The organism is Pseudoalteromonas sp. NZS11, assembly GCF_015864765.1.
Lineage (GTDB): Bacteria > Pseudomonadota > Gammaproteobacteria > Enterobacterales > Alteromonadaceae > Pseudoalteromonas > Pseudoalteromonas arctica.
This window is the reverse complement of record NZ_JADYWP010000003.1, coordinates 467,482-484,584: the sequence shown is the minus strand read 5'-3', so window position 1 is coordinate 484,584 and position 17,103 is coordinate 467,482. Positions and strand designations below refer to the sequence as shown.

The following is a 17,103-nucleotide window of genomic DNA, read 5'->3' as shown; positions in this document are numbered from 1 at the left end:
TAAGACAAACGCGATGAGAAAGGAAAAGGCACTTAACAAATTGTTAAATGCCTAGTTTAATACTATCTACCTGCGCGACGTAAAGCGCTTGAAGTAAATTCGTTATCGTTAAATGACTGTGAAAAATCGTACATTTTTTCTTGGTTATCTAAACCAATTGCTAAATAACGACGAGAATTCAAATCATGATAAACCTCAAGCGTACTCCACTGTGTAGGTACTTCGTAGTAGTTAAGGCCATAAGCCATTGCTACACGGTAAAGTTGGTCGCGGTTATCATAAATATCAGTAACCTGTACTTGCCAGCTATCTTCATCGATGTAAAACACACGTTTTTTATAGATATGACGTGTATCATCTTTTAAGTTAGCTTCAACAACCCAAACACGGTGTTTTTCGTAACGTGTATGTTCTGGGTTAATATGGCCAGGCATTAAAATATCATCGTACTCTAGCTTATCACTATGAAGTTTATAGCTGTTGTAAGGTATATATAACTCTTGCTTGCCTTTTAGTGTCCAGTTGTAACGATTTGGCGAGCCATTAAACATATCAAAATCATCGGTAGTACGCAGGCTATCTGCAGCTGTGCCTGGTGCATCATATGCAACATTAGGTGCACGACGAACACGACGTTGTCCCGAGTTATAAGTCCATGCTTGACGCGGCGTTAATATTTGATCCATTGTTTCATGAACTAATAATGCAGTACCCGCTAAACGAGCCGGTTCTGTAACGCTTTGTTTAAACTTAAACAAAATATTTGAGTCTTGCAGCTCTGCTGGTGTTGCACTAGGGTCTGAGTATTTAACTAATAACTGCTCATCAAAGCCAACATAGTTATAAGAACCAGATGCAGTCGGTGCAGCTTGACCACCAAAACGCTCAATAGACTGGCCACGGTAACGTAATAAATGATTCCAAATTGCCTCTAAACCCGTTTTAGGAATAGGGAAAGGAATACCAATCGCCGTATTTTTAATACCGTTACCGCCTTCAATTAATTCAGCAGTCGGTGCAAACTTTTTAGTCGCATCATACACAAACTGAGGGTAAGACGCAGAACGACGTGTTTCATACACTGGCATTTTAAATGTGTCTGGGTATGCTTCAAATAAAGCGATTTGACCCGGACTTAAATTGGCTTTGTACTTTTCAATATTACTTTTATCAATAGTGAAAAGCACTTTATCAGCTGTAAATGGGTCAAGGTGATGCATACCAGCTTCATAACCTGCAGGGGCTGTTGTAATGCCATTATTCCATGCTGGAATAGAGCCATCAGCATTAGCTGCTTTTTCTGCGCCCATTGGCGTTAAGTTTTGACCTAATTGAGCAACTTCATCAGCGTTTAATTTAGCTAAAGCTGCGCTGCTTGCAAACAAGCTACAAAAAGCTGTAGCGATGAGGGTAGGTTTTTTAATCATAATAATGTTACCCCTAAATAGAATATTTTAAGTTAAAAGAAACGTAATCGCGATCTGAGAAAGTATTAATATCGCCGCCGCCCCAAAACGAGTTATAGCTCACATCAAGTGACCACGCATTTTGGTAGTTAAAGTTCATGGTTGCACCCAAAGATTTACGGTCTTCGATAAATAAGAACATAGGGTCTGGTGTATTACCATTTACGTCATGAGAAAATACAAAACGTGGAGAGAAGTTAATACCTTTGTAAAGGTTAAAATAATCACCTTTAGCAATTAAGCGGTAACCCCAAGAAGATGCTGTGGCGAATGATTTTTCTTCAGCGCCATTTGATAAACCAAGTTGCAATGTTGAATAATCAGTAGTACCTGGGCCTGTAATTGTGCCACTACGGCCAGTACCGGATACATTTAAACGCATTTCGTCATATTCTGGCATGTTATGAATTTTTACTGCACCCACTTCACCAACTACAGCCCAACTATCAGCACCTAATGAAGGTCCAAATAAGTGAGTAGCCGTGAATTGAATTTGTGATGTATCACGTTCAATATAGCCTTGAGCAACTTCACCCGCACCAACAGAACTAATATCATCGCCAAAACTCATTTGCGAAATACCTGCAAAATCAGGACGAAGACCTGCAAGAGCTAACTGCTCAGGCATAGCTGTATAAAGTAACTCTACGTCATCAATTTGCAGTGGTTCATCTTGACGAAACGCAAACTCACCCGCAAAGGCTGTTTCACCAATAGTTGTGTTAAAACTTAAACCATATAGTTTAATATCTTCTGGGTAGTCGTTTTCAGCTTTAGAAAAAGCGGTTAAATCAGCAACATTATCTGACGTAATTTCTGTTGTCATGATCATCGCTAAATCTTGAGCAATTGCTGCCTGCGAAAAGTTTGATACACGACCAGATATAAGCGGACGACGACTGTGGTAGTTCACGTGGTATAACGCAATTTCAGTATCATTAAATTCAGGTAAAAATATACCTAAACGTAAACCGTACTGGCCGCCATCTTCAGGTTCTGTTTTACCATTATCCCCTTTGCCTTTTAATGCAACCTTAGTTGGGTAGGCAAGATACATTTGGGCTAATAAAGCGCTTCCTTCAGCACTTGAAGGATCAATACCTTGAGCAGCTGCTGCTAATGCAAAATCAGATGTTAGGTTATTTAAACTATCCGTTAAAAAAGCAACATCAATATCAGGATTAGACGTAAAGCCTAATTGAACATTCTGCTGATAACCATTTTCTGCTGCAAAGTCATTGGTAGAGAAGTATGTACCGGCTGCTGGTAAACGTGTTTCTTGCCATTGATATTGGTAGAAACCTTCAAGCGTAATGTTCTCAGTAATACCGAGCGATGCCCAAAGCATACCGATTGGTATAAATGCTTCTTTTAGCTCAGCGCCAGGTGCTTTTAATCGATCTATATCAACTGGGTTTACGTTAATACCATGAGATATAAGCGTACTTTCACCCCAGTTAACTACTTGCTGGCCTAAACGGACAGATAAAGGGTTATTACCATCATTTAAATCAAAATCGGCCCATACAAACGCATCTAATAAACGAATGTCGGCACAGCTTTGTGCTTTGGTGTCTTTATCGTCACACGGGTCAACCCCCTGCCCTGATGTAGGATTTGAATAAGCGTGGTACCCATCCATTAAAGCAAAGTCATAAAAATACATGAAGCGAGTGAACAAACCGTAGTTATCTTTATTTATTGAAAGGTCGTGTGTGCCCTTCAATAGTTTTGAGAATGAGTCACCACTATCAAAATTTAAATTACCCGCGTCACCGTTATTTGAATAAGACCCAGGTTGAGCCCATACATCTTGAGATGAGTAAATAGTGTTGTTTAGCGCTGGGTTGTATCCTGTCCAATCAAAGGCTGGATTATTACTTTTGCCAATTAGGTTAAAGTCTCTATCTTCTACGCGAACACTTTGCCCATATGAAAAGGTTGAATCGAAGGTAATATCAAAACCTCCAGCTTCAAATGTTACAGCTTGAGTACTTGCTGCAGATAAACCTAAGCTAGCGGCTGCTAAACCTATAGCGATTCTATTTTTAACAAAAAGCGATCTTCTTATCATTTTGGTTCCCCCCTGTCGCGGGTCATTTTGTGTGATCAAGTTATTGTTTTTAGTGTAATCATAACGATAGAAGCGAATCAGTAAAATTACAAATACTCGCTCTAATCTGTCATATACTTCTTATTCTGGTTAACGCTTACGTATTGGTAAGACGTCGTACCAGATAATTTATACACGTAATTTAACAATAGGACAAATTGAAATTAACAAAAATACAATATTTTTATGTATATATAACATAAAAACCGAGTGTCAGGCCACTCGCTCTAGGCGGATGAACTTGTTTTCGGGGGTTAATAAGAGTCTAAAACGGCCACGTACACCCAAGCTCGAAATGAAGGGCCTCAAATGCGTAGCAGCAAAACGAATTGTTTTACCGCCATCCTCTACAACTTGTAAAGAGCTAAAACGGCCATGGTAGTAATCCATGCACTCGTTATAGCTCAATCTTAAGGTAAAATAATACTCAATCATTTATGCGAGCGCTTTTTCAACCTTTTCATACAAGTCAGCACTTAGGCCATCTAAGTTGGCTAAGCGTTGTAATTGCAGCTTCATTGCTTGTGAGCGTACATCATCGTAACGCTTCCACGACATAAACGGTGTTAACATACGAGATGCATTTTGTGGATTAATTGCATTAAGTTTTATTAATAAATCACCTAATAACGCATAGCCTTGAGCATCTGCTCGATGAAATTGTGCTGTATTAAAGTGGCTAAAACTTCCTACAAGTGCACGTACACGGTTAGGATTTGAAAAATCAAAACACGGGTGTTCGTAAAGTGCCTTAATATCATCTATAGCAGTACTGCCTGATTGCATAGCTTGCAGTGCAAACCACTTATCCATGACTAAAACATCATGACGCCACTGACTATCAAAATGACTCAAAAGCTCATCTCTAACAGGGTGTGAAGCTTTTACCACAGCGCTTAGGGCACCAAGTACATTAGTCATATTAGTCGAGCTTGCAGCTTCTTTAATAAAGGTTACAGCTTCTGGACTTTGTGTTTTAGCAAGGTAGTGCAGACATATTTGCTTTAAAGCACGATTCGCAACAGCGCTTGCACTTATACTGCCATCATCTTCAAGAGATTCGTAACAACTAAGCAGCTCATCAGCAAGTTCATCAGCAATTTGTTGCTCAAACTTTTCTGTTATTTCAATAATGTCATCTACAGGTATTACATCAAATTCAGCAGCTAACGTGTCAAAACTCGGCAATTTAAACAGCTCTGCAATTAAAGCTAAATCGCCCTCTTTGGTGTTTATAAGTACACGTAGCGCATTTATAATTTCGCTGCTTAATACGCTATTCGTTGCATCGGTGATTTGAGATTTAATCGCCTTAATGAATAGCTGCTGTTGTGCATCCCAACGTGAAAAATCACTGCGCGCAAAACGCATAATATGCAATAGTTCGGGCTCTGTTGTTTGCTGGTTTAAAATACAAGGAGCAGAAAAGTCTTCGAGTAAAACCGCAACAGGCTTTTCTAAAATATTATCAAAGCTAAATGTTTGAGTCGCATTAGTTACATCGAGTACATGATCTAGCTTTTTACCTTTATATTGCAGAGCAATACTTTGTCCATTGGCATCAAGTAGTTCAATAGCAAAAGGTATATGAAGCTTTTTATTCTCTGGCTGATTAGCTGGCGCTGTTTGCTCGATTGTCAAAGTGTATGTATTTGAGCTGCTATCAAATTCTTGAATTGCATTTAAACGCGGTGTACCTGATTGGCTGTACCATTGTTTAAATTGCTCTAAATCAACACCTGATGCATCGCTCATCGCACTTACAAAGTCATCACATGTAACTGCTTGCCCATCGTGGCGCTCAAAGTAAAGCGTCATCCCTTTTTGAAAGTTAGTTTCACCCAGTAATGTGTGCATCATACGGATAACTTCAGCACCTTTATCGTATACAGTTACTGTATAAAAGTTATTCATTTCAATAACTTTCTCAGGGCGAATTGGGTGAGCCATAGGGCCTGCATCTTCGCTAAACTGATGCGTACGCATAACTTTGACCGCATCAATTCGGTTAAGTGCACGAGAGCCTAAATCACTACTGAACTCTTGGTCTCTAAATACAGTTAACCCTTCTTTTAGCGATAACTGAAACCAATCTCTACAAGTAACTCGGTTACCTGTCCAGTTATGAAAGTACTCATGCCCTACAATGGATTCAATCGTATGGTAGTCTTTATCTGTGGCTGTTTCTTGATTAGCTAATACGCATTTACTGTTAAAAACGTTTAGCCCTTTATTTTCCATCGCGCCCATGTTGAAAAAATCGACGGCTACAATCATATAAATATCAAGGTCATACTCTAAATTAAAGCGTTCTTCATCCCACTGCATTGCCTTTTTGAGTGAGGCAATAGCATGGGGTGTTTTAGATAAATTACCTTTATCAACAAACAATGCTAATTCTACATCTCTGCCGCTTTTAGTCGTGTACGTATCTTTTAAAACATCAAAATCGCCCGCTACAAGTGCAAATAAATAGCTCGGCTTTTTAAATGGGTCTTGCCATTTCACAAAATGACGACCATCTTGTGTTTCACCACTGTCTACTTGATTACCATTAGAAAGAAGTTGTAGATACTTTTTATCGGCAATAATAGTTACATCAAACGTGGCAAGTACATCAGGGCGGTCCATGTAATAGGTGATCTTTCTAAAACCCTGCGCTTCACACTGTGTACAATACGCACCGCCAGATAAATACAAACCCTCTAAAGAAGTATTCGTCTCAGGCGATATCTCGGTCACAATACTTAATTGGCAACTATCCGGTAGGTTATTAATTATTAGCTGCTCGCCAATAATTTCATAATCAGTTATATCAACCGTATCAATAGATAAAGACAGTAAGCGTAAATCAATACCATCAAGCACTAAAGGTGCTTTTTTATCACCAACACGCGTAAGCGTTAGCAAAGAGCTTACTTTGGTTGATAATGGCTGTAAGTCAAAGGTTAGCTCTGTGTGGTCAATTAAAAAATCAGGAGCTTTATAGTCTTTAAGATATTGTGCTTGAGGTTTACTTGATTCAGTCATAGATACTCCAAAACAGCTCCTTTTAAGTTAAAAGGAGCTGTTTAAAATTAGGCGGATTGTTTTGGCTTAATACGTAAAATTTTAATGCCCAAGTAGGCATAAACCACCGCTAAAACAGGGTTAATTAAGTTAAAGAAAGCGTAGAGTGCATAATCAAAAGGATTTATTAGTAAAACGCTTTGCATATATGCGCCACACGTGTTCCATGGAATTAGTGGGCTGGTAATTGTACCGCCATCTTCCAATGTACGAGATAAGTTAACAGGCTTCAAACCACGTTTTTCATATTCATCTTTAAACATACGACCAGGTACAACAATTGCAATATATTGATCGGCCGCTATCACGTTAGTACCAATACACGTTGCTATTGTTGCCGCAATTAACGATCCCGTACTTTTAGCTATTTTAAGTATGCTTTTAACAAAAATATCCAAAAGGCCCGTTTTTTCCATAATGGCACCAAACATCAGTGCAGTCATAATAAGCCATGTGGTTGTAAGCATTCCGGACATACCGCCACCACTGAGTAGGGAGTCCATTTTGTCATCGCCTGTACTTATGCTAAAACCATCAAAAAACGTCGTCCAAACAAGCTTAAAATAGCCAACTAGCTGCCCTTGAGAAACATCAATTTGGCTAGCAATTAAATCAGATTGAAACAACATGGCCCAAACAGCGCCCACAACAGCACCGATAGAGATAGCAGGAAAGGCTGGCATTTTTTTAATCGCTAAAACTAAAAGTACAATTAGCGGGATTAGCATTTCAAAACCAATATTAAAGTTTTGCTGTAAAATAGCCGTTATTTCATCAATGCGCCCCGCTTCGCTTGAAGCAGTTGCGTTAAAGCCCATGAATATAAATATAATCAGTGCAATTACAAAACTTGGTACTGTCGTCCACAGCATATGTTGAATATGCTCAAATAAATCAGCGCCTACAACTGCTGGCGCTAGATTGGTTGTTTCTGACAGCGGGCTTAACTTATCACCAAAGTACGCACCAGATATAACAGCGCCTGCTGTAACTGTTTGTTCAAGTCCAAGACCCGTTGCAACGCCTAATAAAGCAACACCTATCGTAGCGGCAGTAGTCCAAGAACTACCTATACTCATAGCTACAATGCCACAAATTAAACAACTCGCTGCATAAAACCAACTTGGGTTTATAACTTGCAAGCCATAATAAATTAAAGTTGGTACAGTTCCAGAAAGTAGCCAAGTGCCAATTAACGCACCTACCATAAGTAAAATTAGGATAGCGCCAAGTGAAAGCGTTATACCTTCGATCATGGCTTGTTCTAATTTTTTCCATGTATAACCGTTTTTAAGCCCAATTAAAGCCGCTGCAAAAGTAGCAAATAAAAGTGCAATTTGGTTAGGGCCTGATGAAGAGTTATCACCAAATAAGTAAACTGCAGCACCAAGTAAACAAATTAATACAGAGATAGGAATTAATGCATCAAAAAACGAGGCGGGCTTGATTGGTTTGTCATCCAATAGCTTCAAAGTAGAGACTCCTAGACACACTTACTGTGTGTTTAATTATTATTTTTAGCACGTAAAGCGCATTAATTGAGCATGATTGATCTAGCTCAACTTTATGTAATCAAATATTATAACAATTTAGTAAATTTTAGGTAGTAAAAAAGGCGCTAATGCGCCTTTTTTATAGAGGTAAAACCAGTTGTTACTTCTTAGCTATACGACCATAATTAATATAATCTTGAGTAATTAATGCAGCTTCTTCCAAAAATGGGTCAAGCTCTTCAATTACTTCAGGTAAATCGTCTAAGTTTTCTACCGGATCTTTACCTAAACGCTTAAGACGTTCGTTAGTACGTACAAGTGCACGTGCTTCACCTTCATCTTTTTCTTTAATACGCGTAGCTTCAACTAAAGAGATAGTTTTACGGTCTTTCTCTTCGTTGTATAAGGTAATGTCATTAAATACATAACCAAATTCTGGTTCTGATTTAATTCGTACTTCGTGTTGTTTCTCAAGGTACGTAATAATAGGTGTTAAATTACCTAATTTTTTGTATTTCGCTTTAACAATGCTGTCCCAAGGAAGTGCATTATCTTGCTTACTTTCGCCCCACTCTGCAGGATCGATTGCTGATGGAAACGAAATATCAGGGATCACACCTTTATGTTGCGTACTACCACCGTTAATACGATAAAACTTAGCAATCGTATATTGTACGCTACCCAGCGCATTATCGTATAAATCGTAAGCGCGGCCTAAGCCTTTGTGCTGCTGTACTGTACCTTTACCAAAAGTTTGCTCGCCAATAATAACTGCACGACCATAATCTTGCATAGCTGCTGCAAATATTTCAGAAGCAGAGGCACTGTAACGGTCAACTAAAACAGTTAAAGGACCGTCGTAATAAGTTATACCATCACGATCTTTTTGCTCTTCAATACGGTTATTTAAGGTATGAATTTGAACAACTGGACCTTGGTCAAAAAACAAACCAGACAGTTGTGTTGCTTCATATAAAGAACCACCACCATTTTGGCGTAAGTCGATAATAATACCATCAACTTTTTCTTCTTTAAGCTTAGCCAGCTCAACTTTTACATCTTTCGAAAGATTATTGTAAAAGCCTGGAATTTCAATCACGCCAACTTTACTTGTTAAATCAGAGTATTTTGCTTCAAATACTTCTGATTTAGCCGCTCTATCTTCAAGTCGAATTTTATCACGCGTGATTTCAACAACTTTAGGTGCGCCGTGAGCGTCAACACCTTTTAAATACTGTAGACGTACTTTAGTCCCTTTAGGACCTTTAATTAAATCAACTACGTCATCTAAACGCCAGCCAATTACGTCTACAAATTCTTCGCCATCTTGGGCAACACCAATAATGCGGTCATCAGCTTTAATTTGATCTGTTTTATCTGCAGGGCCTCCCGGCACTAAGCTGCGAATAACAGTGTAGTCTTCATCTGGGCTTAGTACGGCACCAATGCCCTCAAGCTCTAAGTCCATATCCATTTTGAATTGCTCTGCACGACGTGGCGATAAATAAGACGTATGCGCCTCAATACTACGTGCTAGCGAATTCATAACAATTTGAAAAGCATCTTCTGAATTAGATTGTACTAAACGTTTTTCTGCATTTTTATAGCGTTTGGTCAGCACTTCTTTAATGCCTTCCCAATCTTTACCCGTCATTTTTAAACGCAGTGCGTCGTACTTTACACGCTCACGCCAAATTTCATCAAGCTCAGCTTGTGACACAGGCCATGCTGAATCTTCACGGTCAAAAAAGTATTCATCTTCTTTATCAAACGTCATTTCTTTTTCAAGTAAAGTAAGTGAATACTCGTAACGTTCAAAACGGCGTTTAAGACTTAAGTTAAAAATATCAAACGTAAAGTCTAATTTACCGGTAGTAATAGCGTTATCAAAGTCATCACGATATTGCTCAAAAGAAGCGATATCGCTGGCTAAGAAAACGCTTTTATTAAAATCAAGGGATTCGATATAACGATCGTACACTTTACTAGAAAGCTCATCGTTAAATCGAACCGGTGTATAGTGTGAACGAGCAAATAAGCTGGCCACTCGTTTGCTAGCAGTACCATGTTGACTCTCTTGCTTAAGCTGGGGTAAATCGTCAATTGTAACGGCTTCTACAGCAGCAAATAATGAACCTGAAAACAGGGCAGCAACTAACGGAATGAGCGTAAACTTTTTACTCATACACAACTCCTTAATTTATTTACAACTTAAACGATGTATAAACTGTCAGCTTTGGTTTTAACTTGCATACCTGTCACTAATTCAACATGAACGTCATCTTTGTTCACTTCAGTGATTACTGCATTTACAAGTGCTTGGCCAAGTTTAACCTTAACCTTATTATTAACCTTGACCTCAGTTGCTGGTAAAGGTTCAATTTTTCCTGAACGTTTAACTGGCGCTGCTTTAGCAGGTTTGTTAGCTGCAGGTGCGTTTTTATCGCCTGCTTTGCTAGCATGAGCTGGTTTTTTCTTGAAAGATTTAGAATCAGAATCTTGGCGAGGACGCTGTTGTTTTTTGCGTTTTGCCATTTTAGCGCGGCTTTCTTCCAATGCTTTTTGTGCATGGTCGATATGCTCTTGCTCAACTTTTTCACCTTGATTACCATCAAGATCAATACGAAACTCTGACTTTGTCACAGCTTCTAAATAACGCCAATTAGACGTGTATTTTCTAAGCGCTTGACGAACTTGAGTCTTACTTACTTTTTCAGACCCTTCAATACGCTCAGCAATATCTTTAAAAATACCTACTTTAAGCGGCTTGATGCCATCTTTTTGTTTAAAACATTGTGGGAATTCTTGATATAAAAATTCCAACACTTCATTAATATCTTTTAGCTTGTTTGTGGTTTCCATTTTAGAACCTATTTTTCACATCTTTTCATCAAGGGACGAATCGACGTAGTGTGTTACCCAGTCGACCAACTCTTCGAAATCGGCTTCTATTACAGCCATATCACCCCGAAGGTGTTCCCAAATACCATTAATTGTTTCATCAATAAATTCACATTCTGAATCATCTGGAAGACGATCCCATGCAATATGAATTAAATCATTGAGCGTTTCCGCTACATGCTCTTCTTCGCCTTCCCAGTCGCCAACATCTTGCACAGCAAATAGGTAGTCTTGAACATTTAGCAAATCTTTCATTACAGGCTCGCCTCTAAGCATTTCACTAATGCTTCAAGGCCAGCTTTATCATCAGCATCAAATCGGCCAATACTTGGACTATCAATGTCTAGTACTGCGAATACTTTACCATGTTTCATGATAGGTACAACCACTTCAGAGTTAGACGCTGCATCGCAGGCTATATGCCCGTCAAAAGCGTGAACATCTTCAATTAATTGTGTTTCAGCGGTTGCCGCAGCTGTTCCACATACCCCTTTCCCAACGGGAATACGGATGCATGCAGGATTACCTTGAAACGGACCAAGTACTAATTCAGTAGGAGAATCCATAAAGTAAAAGCCCGCCCAATTTACATCTTCTAAAGAGGTAAATAACAGCGCGCTTATGTTTGCCAAATTGGCAATTACATTAGATTCACCAGCTATCAGCGATTCAGTTTGCTTAACTAATGACTGGTAAAAATCGTGCTTTTGCATACCAAACTACTTCTTATTAAACATACAGTAGCTAAAGGTACTCTTTGTCGTGAAAAATTGGAACCTTTTGGAGGTAAAAAAAAGGAAATCGCACCGTTTATCAGCGTGCTTGGTTAATAATGCTGCGATTATTTTTTTACCGATTTGCGAAGACCAAATAAAAACAGTCCGGCTGCAAATGCTGACATAACACTATTAATCAAAAATATCTCGCCAGTTGAGGCACTTAATAAGTAACTAAATATAGCGCCACCTAACAAACCAAGCGTTAATACACCTGAATAATTAACTTTAGAATACTTAAACATTAGTAAATACCCTGGCACAACAAAGGCCGCCATCGTTAAGCCTACAATATGTGCATTTGAGATAGCAGTCATCAATAGTTGAAAAAATACGGATAAGAAATCACCCTGTAGCGTTAGTGCATAATACAATCCTAACAAGCTGCCAATAATTACCGGGGACAATAATGAAAGCGCGACGCTTTTTGCGAGTTGATGTTTCATCTAATAATCCTTAATACAGAGTATAAATTTTAATGTATTAAGCATGCACCAAGATCTAAAGCTTAGAAATAGAGACTATGGTCGTAATTTATGATTAAAAATAAACCTTATTGCAGTATGAGCCTATTAATATATTAATAGGCTCATACGTTTGGGTTATACTTATCAAAGTGCTTATAACTGAGCTATTTTATTTGATAACTCAAAGTGGCGAGATGTTACTATTTCCTCTAGCACTGCCAATCTTTTGTACAACATCGCTGTTTGTTCCTCTAATTTTGTTATCTTATTATTATTCAGTCCTTTAAATTTTGCTTGCGCTGCCATTATTGTAGTTTTATAGGTGAAATAACGTTTAGTAATAGTAAGAATCAAAAAGGGTGAGCTAAATATAATTATTACAATAAATAGTTCTAGCATGGTCGTTTCCCAATCAATTTAAGTTAGCTTGTTGCGTATAAAGTCCACTTTTAGTGCATTGAAATAATTTTGATAATGTAACTTCACGCTGCTTTCCTCGTCGAATTAGCATCTCAACATACACAATACTTAGTACAATTGCTGTTGCTTTAAATAAGTTACCTTGTAGATCACCTACTGCGCCGCCCGACATACCAAATATTCCGTAAGCTGCATTCATAAAAATATGCATCCACATAGGAAACCAAATACGATAACCACATTCACAATATAGCCACGCAAACCATGTACCTGCTACAGTAGTGATAGCAACCGCCATCAATGCAGAAATCGCATCATTACCTTGATAAATATGGCCCAGGCCAAATATTACTGAACTAATCAATGCCGCAGGCACAAAGCCCCATCTACAATATTTAAATAAAACACCAAACAATGCAGCCCTAAAAATTAGCTCTTCAAAAAAACCCGCATAAACTGAGCCGGTGATTATTGCTGGTATTGATAGGTTAAGTTCATCACTCAAAAATCCATAACCTATTGCCATAGGAGCACAACAAATAATTGCTGCGAGTGCATAGTTAATAAAACCAGAAGAATTAAGCCCTATAGATTCAAAAGGCTCACTTTGTTTAAACAAAATAATAGCCGCAATAACTAACGGTCCATATAAAAAAGTATATTTAGCGGGGGTAAATAAAATGCCAGTTAGATTATCAAGTTCAGACAACCAGCTAGACCAACCTTCTCCCCAAAACTGCCTCATTACATAGTGGCAAAATACAAATATAGAAATTATTACAAGTGCCTTGATAGCGTATTTCATATCTACTTTCCTCGTTAAGTTGTAAATTTCAACTTAATCTTGGCAATAGTAAAAATACAAAGCGACTTATTAGGTCTCAATTACAAGACGAGGTATAAAGCCCATGTTTTAGGGGGGATTAACATGTTTTTGGGATTAATGACAAAGCATCTTTTATTACTTTTACATAAGAACGAGACACCGGTATTTTAATATCAATTGTATGCAGCGATAATTGCAACCCTCCAGCATTACCACTGTAGTGCTGAATGTTTTGCAGGTTGACCGCATAAGAACGGTGGCATCGTAATATAATTGTATTTTCTGGGAGCTGCTTTAATAAACTGCTAAGAGATACACGTAATAGTTTACGTGAAGTTGAAGCTCCTTCCAGTATTGTTATTTCACAATAGTTGTCTGAAGATTTAATAAATAAAATATGGTGATGAGCTGTGTTAATTTCGTCGTTTTTATTATCGCCTTTAAGAGTAATTGTCTTTAATTCAACTTCTCTCAACTGCTCTTGATCGACGCTAACTGTACTTGGCTTAGTTAAATCTATTACATGCCTATTTACCACAAGTAAAAAAATAAGAGGAAATACACCAATACAAAAAATATACCCTACAAAAAGTAATTGATTCTGCCAATGCCAAGACCCAAGTACAGCAACCACAAAATACCCATGATTGAATAACGCAGTAATTAAAATATATGTGATAGGAATAATAATTAAACGGCTTAATTTACTTAGCTTAAACTTAAGTAACACTATTTCTATGAAACCTGACAATAGCAAAGCACAAAAGGTTACTATCCCATAGCCAAAAAGCCGCAGAAACTTGTAAGACTCGGTATCGCTTGAAGTGCCAAAAGGTTGAAATACAAAAAGTACAAAAAGCGCTATAAACGAAAACATGACGGCACGATATACAACTAACTTTCTCGAATCTAGATCATCTTTGAGCCACAACATCCTATTTTGCATACCTTTAATCCACCAATATTTAAAAATAGCACACATTAATATGTGCATTCCAACTCATTTAAAATTTTTTGTGATGGTAGTTTTATTAAAAACAAAAAAAGGAAGAGAACATCAACGTTATTTAACAGCAGAAGATGGTGTGTGAGCAATTCTATCTGCTTTTAAGATTTTACTAATGAGAGATAAAACATGTAATACCAATTCGCTTAATTAAGTGGTCTATTTTGAGGGCGGAAAAACGTGTTGATAGCTAGGCAAAAAATTCGCTATTTAGTTGTTCTAAATGAGAATTTTTTAACGCAGCGAGCGACACGTTTAGCCCCACAAAATGATTAAGTATTATTGCGGATTGGTATAAGTGCACTGATTTTGTTCCAAACACAAAAAAGCCCGCTAAATTAGCGGGCTATTTTGTTATATGGTGGAGAGATAGGGATTTGAACCCTAGATGGGCTATAAACCCATGCCGGTTTTCAAGACCGGTGCATTCGACCACTCTGCCATCTCTCCGATACTGCTAAGTTAAAAGTAAGAGTGTACTAATAACTATTTAAATGAATGATACTTTAATTACCACACACTTATTAAATAAGTGGTGGAGAGATAGGGATTTGAACCCTAGATGGGCTATAAACCCATGCCGGTTTTCAAGACCGGTGCATTCGACCACTCTGCCATCTCTCCGTACGGCCTGCATAATAGGGAAACCCATCCCTTTTGTGAAGCTTTTTTTTAAATTAATTGTTTAAGTGCTTAAAAAACAATTAATTTGTCTAAAGTTAGAACAAAGTGTTTTTAATTTAGCCGTCAAAACTCTTTTATTTAAATATTTAACTCTATTGATCTACAAAGGTTTGCCCAAACATATAAGAGTTGGTAATCTAATTTTAGTTAAATTATCGAAACACACACGTTTCACTTAAAGGAGCTCTACAATGGCGTTTAATCAATCGTACAATACCGCGAAACCGGTAATGTCTACCATTGAAACAAACAAGGTACTTAAAAACACCTACTTTTTACTAGCTATGACACTTGCATTCAGTGCTGTTACAGCCGGTATTTCAATGGCACTACAATTACCTTACTTTATGGGAATTGTGTTTACACTTGTTTCGTTCGGTTTATTATTTGTTGTAAATAAAAAAGCAGATACAGCATCTGGTGTATTTTGGGTGTTTGCTTTCACAGGTTTAATGGGGGCTGGCTTAGGTCCATTGCTTAACCATTATGCTGCAATGCCTAATGGCCCAATGCTTATTATGCAAGCGTTAGGTTCTACGGCGCTTATCTTTTTTGGTTTATCTGCTTATGCACTGAACACTAAAAAAGACTTCTCATTTATGGGTGGCTTTTTAACGGTTGGCTTAATCGTTGTGATTGTAGCTAGCATCGTTAATATTTTTGTTGGCAGTTCACTTATGTTTATGGTGCTTAATGCGGCAGTTGTATTGATCATGTCTGGTTTGATTTTATTCGATACAAGCCGAATCATTAATGGCGGCGAAACCAACTACATTCGCGCAACAGTGTCTTTATACCTAAGCGTATATAACTTATTTACGTCTTTACTTGCTCTACTTGGCGCAAGTGATGACTAATTAAATAGTTCTGTTAAAATAGCCCCTTAATTGGGGCTTTTTTATTGGAATTGTTTTGTCACGTTTTGTTCTTTCATTACATACACCACCATCCGATCACGATACAACGCAAAGGTTAGTTAAGTTTGCGAATGCATGTTTAGCCCAAGGGCACACCATTGATGCTGTTTTTTTATACCAGCAAGGTATTTATCATGCATCTACCCACTTTGATTTATCCTCAGACGAACTTCAAATTTCAGCACTTTGGCAGCAACTCGCCGATCGAAAACTAAATTTAATGCTGTGTGTTACCGCCGCTGAAAAACGCGGGTTAGATATTAAAAACACAGGTGTATTTGCAGTCGCAGGGCTAGCTGAATTTGCAATGCTTGCAAGCGACGCTGATAAATGGGTGCAATTTAAATGATAAACGTATTAGTAATGAGTCAGTGCAGTCCATTTGACGATTTAAATATTCGTGATGCACTTGATATGACATTGATATTTGCTGCCGTTGACCAAAATGTGAGTTGGTTGTTTAGCGGCCCCGCCGTTTTGGCTTTAAAAAAGCATCAACAACCAAACAATATTGGATTAAAAGATTTTTTTAAAAATATTAAAACACTCGAAATTTATGATGTTGAAAACATTTTCGTGTGTGAAAAATCATTGCTTGATTATGGTTTAAATAAACATGATCTACTCATAGAGGCAAAAGCTCTTAACTTTAGCCAACAGCAAACATTAATTAAAGCGCAGCAACATGTGGTGAATTTATGAGTACATTACATATTTTTTCTAAGCCGCTTAACTATTATTCGGCAAATCAGCTAGAGAACTTAATTTTATCAGACGATAACGTGCTACTTGTTGGTGATGCCTGCTTTGCAAAAAAACAATTTAGGCAATTTGCAGATACACTGTTAATACTTGAACAAGACGCGCAAGTACGTGCAATAAAATTAACAGATAACGATAAAGCCATTAGCTATGAAGACTTTGTAGCACTCACTTTATCAACTAATCAATCAATTACGTGGTAA

The 17,103-nt window shown here is 37.8% G+C and carries 17 protein-coding genes and 2 tRNA genes; 4 read left to right on the top strand and 15 right to left on the bottom strand.

Annotated elements, in window-relative coordinates:
* Window positions 1-62 precede the first annotated feature (62 nt).
* From I6E82_RS09205 to I6E82_RS09135, 15 genes are all read right to left on the bottom strand, one after another.
* On the bottom strand, window positions 63-1,427 hold the full coding sequence (locus tag I6E82_RS09205) for a DUF1329 domain-containing protein (protein WP_165721954.1): 1,365 nt from the start codon (window positions 1,425-1,427) through the stop codon (window positions 63-65).
* Between the two features lie 13 nt (window positions 1,428-1,440).
* Window positions 1,441-3,540, bottom strand: a complete 2,100-nt coding sequence (locus I6E82_RS09200) for a DUF1302 domain-containing protein (protein WP_197117652.1) — start codon at window positions 3,538-3,540, stop codon at window positions 1,441-1,443.
* Window positions 3,541-3,792: 252 nt separating this feature from the next.
* Window positions 3,793-4,014 carry a DUF2835 family protein gene (locus tag I6E82_RS09195; protein ID WP_010552655.1) on the bottom strand — a complete coding sequence of 74 codons (222 nt, stop codon included), beginning with the start codon at window positions 4,012-4,014 and terminating at the stop codon, window positions 3,793-3,795.
* Window positions 4,015-6,609 (bottom strand): aminopeptidase N, encoded by a 2,595-nt coding sequence (gene pepN / locus I6E82_RS09190; RefSeq protein WP_101216250.1) that lies wholly within the window; start codon window positions 6,607-6,609, stop codon window positions 4,015-4,017.
* A 47-nt stretch (window positions 6,610-6,656) separates the two neighbouring features.
* A complete protein-coding gene (gene nhaC / locus I6E82_RS09185) occupies window positions 6,657-8,120 on the bottom strand; it encodes a Na+/H+ antiporter NhaC (RefSeq protein WP_007586912.1) in 1,464 nt (487 codons plus the stop codon).
* Window positions 8,121-8,301: 181 nt separating this feature from the next.
* Window positions 8,302-10,326: a carboxy terminal-processing peptidase gene (gene prc / locus I6E82_RS09180; RefSeq protein WP_007586913.1), complete on the bottom strand. Its 2,025-nt coding sequence runs from the start codon at window positions 10,324-10,326 to the stop codon at window positions 8,302-8,304.
* A gap of 26 nt (window positions 10,327-10,352) precedes the next feature.
* The gene (gene proQ, locus I6E82_RS09175; protein ID WP_007586916.1) at window positions 10,353-11,003 is read right to left on the bottom strand and encodes an RNA chaperone ProQ; all 651 of its coding nucleotides are present in this window, start codon (window positions 11,001-11,003) and stop codon (window positions 10,353-10,355) included.
* Between the two features lie 15 nt (window positions 11,004-11,018).
* Window positions 11,019-11,297 (bottom strand): hypothetical protein, encoded by a 279-nt coding sequence (locus I6E82_RS09170; RefSeq protein WP_002961910.1) that lies wholly within the window; start codon window positions 11,295-11,297, stop codon window positions 11,019-11,021.
* Window positions 11,297-11,755 carry a GAF domain-containing protein gene (locus I6E82_RS09165; RefSeq protein ID WP_007586917.1) on the bottom strand — a complete coding sequence of 153 codons (459 nt, stop codon included), beginning with the start codon at window positions 11,753-11,755 and terminating at the stop codon, window positions 11,297-11,299. The genes I6E82_RS09170 and I6E82_RS09165 overlap by 1 nt, the downstream gene beginning before the upstream one ends.
* A gap of 128 nt (window positions 11,756-11,883) precedes the next feature.
* Window positions 11,884-12,264, bottom strand: a complete 381-nt coding sequence (locus I6E82_RS09160) for a hypothetical protein (protein WP_007586920.1) — start codon at window positions 12,262-12,264, stop codon at window positions 11,884-11,886.
* A gap of 174 nt (window positions 12,265-12,438) precedes the next feature.
* A complete protein-coding gene (locus tag I6E82_RS09155; RefSeq protein ID WP_197112894.1) occupies window positions 12,439-12,684 on the bottom strand; it encodes a hypothetical protein in 246 nt (81 codons plus the stop codon).
* Window positions 12,685-12,697: 13 nt separating this feature from the next.
* Window positions 12,698-13,510, bottom strand: a complete 813-nt coding sequence (locus tag I6E82_RS09150) for a CPBP family intramembrane glutamic endopeptidase (RefSeq protein WP_007586924.1) — start codon at window positions 13,508-13,510, stop codon at window positions 12,698-12,700.
* Between the two features lie 118 nt (window positions 13,511-13,628).
* Window positions 13,629-14,525: a LytTR family DNA-binding domain-containing protein gene (locus tag I6E82_RS09145; RefSeq protein ID WP_225305745.1), complete on the bottom strand. Its 897-nt coding sequence runs from the start codon at window positions 14,523-14,525 to the stop codon at window positions 13,629-13,631.
* Between the two features lie 371 nt (window positions 14,526-14,896).
* A tRNA-Ser gene (locus I6E82_RS09140) sits at window positions 14,897-14,987 on the bottom strand.
* 83 nt (window positions 14,988-15,070) lie between these two features.
* Window positions 15,071-15,161: transfer RNA gene (locus tag I6E82_RS09135), tRNA-Ser, on the bottom strand.
* 251 nt (window positions 15,162-15,412) lie between these two features.
* Here I6E82_RS09135 and I6E82_RS09130 point away from each other — a divergent pair.
* Genes I6E82_RS09130 through I6E82_RS09115 form a run of 4 tightly spaced genes read left to right on the top strand, consistent with a single transcriptional unit; the run spans window position 15,413 to window position 17,103 of the window.
* Window positions 15,413-16,078, top strand: a complete 666-nt coding sequence (locus I6E82_RS09130) for a Bax inhibitor-1/YccA family protein (RefSeq protein ID WP_007580214.1) — start codon at window positions 15,413-15,415, stop codon at window positions 16,076-16,078.
* A 55-nt stretch (window positions 16,079-16,133) separates the two neighbouring features.
* A complete protein-coding gene (gene tusD / locus I6E82_RS09125) occupies window positions 16,134-16,487 on the top strand; it encodes a sulfurtransferase complex subunit TusD (protein WP_165735216.1) in 354 nt (117 codons plus the stop codon).
* Window positions 16,484-16,840, top strand: coding sequence for a sulfurtransferase complex subunit TusC (tusC, locus tag I6E82_RS09120; protein ID WP_002962696.1), 357 nt, complete (start codon window positions 16,484-16,486; stop codon window positions 16,838-16,840). Before tusD ends, tusC begins: the two co-directional genes overlap by 4 nt.
* Entirely contained in the window at window positions 16,837-17,103 is a 267-nt protein-coding gene (locus tag I6E82_RS09115; RefSeq protein WP_007580209.1) for a DsrH/TusB family sulfur metabolism protein, read from the top strand. Before tusC ends, I6E82_RS09115 begins: the two co-directional genes overlap by 4 nt.

Coding starts and splice junctions, on each gene's coding strand:
- I6E82_RS09205 (WP_165721954.1), bottom strand. CDS start 1,427: ATGATTAAAAAACCTACCCTCATCGCTACAGCTTTTTGTAGCTTGTTT.
- I6E82_RS09200 (WP_197117652.1), bottom strand. CDS start 3,540: ATGATAAGAAGATCGCTTTTTGTTAAAAATAGAATCGCTATAGGTTTA.
- I6E82_RS09195 (WP_010552655.1), bottom strand. CDS start 4,014: ATGATTGAGTATTATTTTACCTTAAGATTGAGCTATAACGAGTGCATG.
- pepN (WP_101216250.1), bottom strand. CDS start 6,609: ATGACTGAATCAAGTAAACCTCAAGCACAATATCTTAAAGACTATAAA.
- prc (WP_007586913.1), bottom strand. CDS start 10,326: ATGAGTAAAAAGTTTACGCTCATTCCGTTAGTTGCTGCCCTGTTTTCA.
- proQ (WP_007586916.1), bottom strand. CDS start 11,003: ATGGAAACCACAAACAAGCTAAAAGATATTAATGAAGTGTTGGAATTT.
- I6E82_RS09170 (WP_002961910.1), bottom strand. CDS start 11,297: ATGAAAGATTTGCTAAATGTTCAAGACTACCTATTTGCTGTGCAAGAT.
- I6E82_RS09165 (WP_007586917.1), bottom strand. CDS start 11,755: ATGCAAAAGCACGATTTTTACCAGTCATTAGTTAAGCAAACTGAATCG.
- I6E82_RS09160 (WP_007586920.1), bottom strand. CDS start 12,264: ATGAAACATCAACTCGCAAAAAGCGTCGCGCTTTCATTATTGTCCCCG.
- I6E82_RS09155 (WP_197112894.1), bottom strand. CDS start 12,684: ATGCTAGAACTATTTATTGTAATAATTATATTTAGCTCACCCTTTTTG.
- I6E82_RS09150 (WP_007586924.1), bottom strand. CDS start 13,510: ATGAAATACGCTATCAAGGCACTTGTAATAATTTCTATATTTGTATTT.
- I6E82_RS09145 (WP_225305745.1), bottom strand. CDS start 14,525: ATGCACATATTAATGTGTGCTATTTTTAAATATTGGTGGATTAAAGGT.
- I6E82_RS09130 (WP_007580214.1), top strand. CDS start 15,413: ATGGCGTTTAATCAATCGTACAATACCGCGAAACCGGTAATGTCTACC.
- tusC (WP_002962696.1), top strand. CDS start 16,484: ATGATAAACGTATTAGTAATGAGTCAGTGCAGTCCATTTGACGATTTA.
- I6E82_RS09115 (WP_007580209.1), top strand. CDS start 16,837: ATGAGTACATTACATATTTTTTCTAAGCCGCTTAACTATTATTCGGCA.